General features: G+C 64.8%; 1 protein-coding gene. It reads left to right on the top strand.

Features of this window, described 5'->3' with window-relative positions:
• Positions 1-287 (top strand): Ig-like domain-containing protein (locus tag B3797_RS04125; RefSeq protein WP_311790459.1); only part of this gene is annotated, 287 nt, incomplete at both ends.

Here is a 287-nt window from a genome sequence, read left to right as displayed (position 1 = left end):
ACGTTTACCCTTGATACCACCGCGCCGCAAACGGCCTCGGGCATTATTGTCACCGATAACGTCGGCGCCCAGCAGGGCGAGCTGGCGTTCGGCGATACCACGGATGACAGCACGCCGACCCTGAGCGGCCAGGCGGAAGCGAGCAGCATCCTCAGCGTCTATGACGGCAATACGCTGCTGGGCAGCGTCACGGTTAACCCCGACGGCAGCTGGCGCTTTACCACGCCGACACTGAGCGACGGGCCGCACAGCCTGACGATCACCGTGACCGATGCGGCAGGCAACGT

The sequence above is a fragment of the Pantoea sp. UBA5923 genome (assembly GCF_002431095.1).
Classification (GTDB): domain Bacteria; phylum Pseudomonadota; class Gammaproteobacteria; order Enterobacterales; family Enterobacteriaceae; genus Pantoea; species Pantoea piersonii.
Note: the sequence above shows the minus strand (reverse complement) of the source record. Positions and strands in the feature narration are given on the sequence as shown.